This window comes from Streptomyces sp. 2A115 (assembly GCF_052245575.1).
GTDB lineage: Bacteria > Actinomycetota > Actinomycetes > Streptomycetales > Streptomycetaceae > Streptomyces.
Genome location: NZ_JBQQCG010000194.1, coordinates 1 through 3,013, shown reverse-complemented (window position 1 = coordinate 3,013; position 3,013 = coordinate 1). Strand labels below are relative to the sequence as shown.

The 3,013-nt window shown below is 68.8% G+C and carries 3 protein-coding genes and 1 pseudogene; 3 read left to right on the top strand and 1 reads right to left on the bottom strand.

Features of this window, described 5'->3' with window-relative positions; all coding sequences use genetic code 11:
- The coding region (locus ACTWQR_RS55435; protein ID WP_443234965.1) for an ABATE domain-containing protein at positions 1–507 on the bottom strand (507 nt) is incomplete at its 3' end.
- 85 nt (positions 508–592) lie between these two features.
- Here ACTWQR_RS55435 and ACTWQR_RS55430 point away from each other — a divergent pair.
- The 3 genes and pseudogenes from ACTWQR_RS55430 to ACTWQR_RS55420 all read left to right on the top strand — a co-directional run bounded on the left by ACTWQR_RS55430 (position 593) and on the right by ACTWQR_RS55420 (position 2,793).
- The gene (locus ACTWQR_RS55430) at positions 593–1,360 is read left to right on the top strand and encodes an MBL fold metallo-hydrolase (protein ID WP_443234964.1); all 768 of its coding nucleotides are present in this window, start codon (positions 593–595) and stop codon (positions 1,358–1,360) included.
- Positions 1,361–1,506: 146 nt separating this feature from the next.
- Positions 1,507–1,614 (top strand): annotated as a pseudogene (locus tag ACTWQR_RS55425) (alkanal monooxygenase); the annotation flags it as partial.
- Positions 1,615–1,833: 219 nt separating this feature from the next.
- A complete protein-coding gene (locus tag ACTWQR_RS55420) occupies positions 1,834–2,793 on the top strand; it encodes a DUF1152 domain-containing protein (protein ID WP_443234963.1) in 960 nt (319 codons plus the stop codon).
- Positions 2,794–3,013 lie beyond the last annotated feature (220 nt).

Sequence of the window (3,013 nt, the reverse complement as noted above, 5' to 3'; positions counted from 1 at the left end):
GCAGGGGGAGGAGGGGCAGGCTGTCAGCCGTTCGGCGTCGGGTCCGGTGAGCAGGTCGGCGGCGTCGGCAGCGAGGATGCCGAGGGCCTGGTCGACGATCTGGTCGATGGGGTGCGGGGCGGTGCGGTGCATGCCGCGGACCGAGTCCCAGCCGAGCGGGGAGGCGGTGGGGACCCGGGTCAGGGCGTCGTTGACGGCGGCCAGCGCGGCGGCGGGAGCCGGATGGCCGCCGACTTGGGCGGCGAGCAGGGCGCGCACCTGTTCGCGCAGGGAGCGCAGGCGTGCCGCGCAGATCTCCTGCAGACCGGCCTCCGCGGGAGCCAGGTTGTGGTCGACCAGCCACTGGTTGGCGCCGGACGGCGTGCCCAACGAGTCAAGGAACTGGCCACCGGGCAGGGCGATGGCGCTGTTGGCAAGGTCGAGCGCGGGGTAGTGCTCAGCGCCCGGCGCCGGCGGCAGCCCGGGATCGACCGTGTCGGCGGTGGCGGCGGTAGCGGTCTCACTCACGCACCTCACGTTACAACTTGCGTCCATCCGTGACAAACGCCTACTATCACGGATGTAAGCCAATCTATCCGTGAGGTGATTCGTCATGGCAGCAACCGGCGCGTCCAGCGAGCAGGTCCCGATTCGTGTCTTCGGCGGTCCGACCGCGCTCATCGAGTACGGCGGGCTGCGGTTCCTGACCGACCCGACCTTCGACGCCCCCGGTACCTACCCCTCGGGGCTGACCAAGACCGCCCCCGCCTCCGCCGCGCCCGCCGATCTGGGCCGTATCGATGCGGTGCTGCTGTCACACGACGAGCACGACGACAACCTTGACACCTCGGGCCGCGCACTGCTCGCCGACGTACCCCTGACCCTGACCACGCCCAGTGGTGCGGGCCGCCTGGGCGGCACAGCACGCTCCCTTGACGACTGGGAGTCCATCCAGCTGGACCGCCCCGACGGCGGCACGATCACCGTCACCGGCGTTCCGGCCCTGCACGGCCCCGGCGCGCGCGAGGACCTCGAACCGGTCGTCGGCGAGGTCGTCGGCTTCGTCCTGAGCGGTGACGGCCTGCCCACCCTCTACGTCAGCGGTGACAACGCCCAGCTCTCGCTGGTCCGCGAGATAGCCGACCGCTTCGGACCGGTGGACACCGCTGTGCTGTTCGCCGGCGCGGTCCGCACCCCCGTCCTGGACCGTCAGCTGCTCACCCTCGACAGCGCTCAGGCCGCCGAAGCCGCCCGCATCCTTGGCGCCCGCCGTATCGTGCCCGTCCACTTCGACAGCTGGGCCCACTTCACCGAGGGCCACGAGCAGCTCATGGACGCCTTCACCGCCGCCGGATTGATCGACCGCGTGGAACTGGCCTGATCCCGCATGCCCCGGCCGCTGCGATGCGCCACGAGCACACCGCAGCAGCCCATTTCCCCGGCCTGGCCACCCGCACCGGGCGGGCACATCCACAGAAGGAACCCCCGTGAACGCCCCGATCAAGGGAGAACGGTGTGTCGCAGACGACCGGCCGGCCCTGGGTCTGGCTGCTGGGCTCCTCCGGGTACTCCGCCCAACTCGCCGCCCACCTGGGCCTGCCCTTCGCCTTCGCCGCGTACTTCTCTTTCCACAACCGCTCGAAGGCGAGGCGGCCCGCGGCGTCCCATACGACCAGCTCGCCGCTTATGTGAACTGTCACAGGTGTCTCATGAGCGGGTGCCAGTCAGGGTCCTCTCCGCAACCGGTTGACTTGGGGGTGGGGGCGGAGGTCTCTGCTTCCGTTACTCCGTGCCCCGTCGTCGCGAGCGAGAACTCGGGAGCGTTCGCGGGCCGGTCCCCGGACAATGATCGTCATGACATCCCTCCGCTCCAACCCACTCTTCGCCCGCCTTGCCGATGCCGAACGGATCCTCATCACGGGCGCGGGCGGAGGCTTCGACATCTACTCCGGCCTGCCGTTGGCACTCTCCCTCCTGCATCAGGGCAGGCAGGTGCATCTCGCGAACCTCTCCTTCAGCGCACTCGCCGGTCTCCCGATCGATGACTGGGTTGCCCCCGATCTGGCCGCCGTTACTCCCGACTCCGCTTTGCACCAGAACTACTTCCCGGAGCGGACCCTCGCTCAGTGGCTGCGCCGGCACGGCTATCCGTCCACCGTGTACGCCTTCCCCCAGATCGGGGTGCGCCCGCTGCGCGCCGCCTACCAGGCACTGATCGAGCTGCACGACGTCGACGCTGTGGTGCTGGTCGACGGCGGTACGGACATTCTGATGCGCGGTGACGAAGCCGGGCTCGGCACTCCCGAGGAGGACCTGACCAGCGTGGCGGCGCTGGCCGCGCTGGACGGCATACCTACCCGGCTAGTCGTGTCAGTCGGCTTCGGTGTAGATGCATACCACGGCGTAAACCACGTCCAGGTACTGGAGAATATCGCCGCGCTGGAGCGTGACGGCGCGTACGTCGGCGCGTTCTCGATACCGCGCGCCACCCGTGAGGGCGCGCTCTACCTCGACGCAGTGACGCATGCTCAGCAGCACACCCCGGAGCACCCGAGCATCGTGAACGGTTCAATCGCGGCAGCCGTGCGCGGCTCGTTCGGCGATGTCCGGTTCACAGATCGTACGCGGGGCAGCGAGTTGTTCGTGAACCCGCTGATGTCCCTGTACTTCGCCTTCGACCTCCCGGGCCTGGCAGCCCGCTGCCTCTACCTGGATCGGATCGAGGACACCCACCTGATGCGCCAAGTCCACTCGCGGATAGCCGAGTTCCGTGAATCCATAGTGACTCGTCCACCCCGCAGCTTCCCGCACTAGCCTCGCCGTTTCGCGCGCCCAGCAGACTCGGAGGTCTCAAGGGGGAGCGAAGCAGCGGTCCGCAGCATCACGCGAAATCTGCGGCGTCGTTAGTACTCCAGCCGTAGATCGTGATCTCGATGGTGAGTGGCGCCTCTCCGCCTACCCGAGTTCACCGAGCCGGAGGGCGTCCCTTATCTCGCTGAGCTTCGCGGTTGTCGCCGGGGTCCGTTCCTTCGCC

Coding starts and splice junctions, on each gene's coding strand:
- ACTWQR_RS55430 (WP_443234964.1), top strand. CDS start 593: ATGGCAGCAACCGGCGCGTCCAGCGAGCAGGTCCCGATTCGTGTCTTC.
- ACTWQR_RS55420 (WP_443234963.1), top strand. CDS start 1,834: ATGACATCCCTCCGCTCCAACCCACTCTTCGCCCGCCTTGCCGATGCC.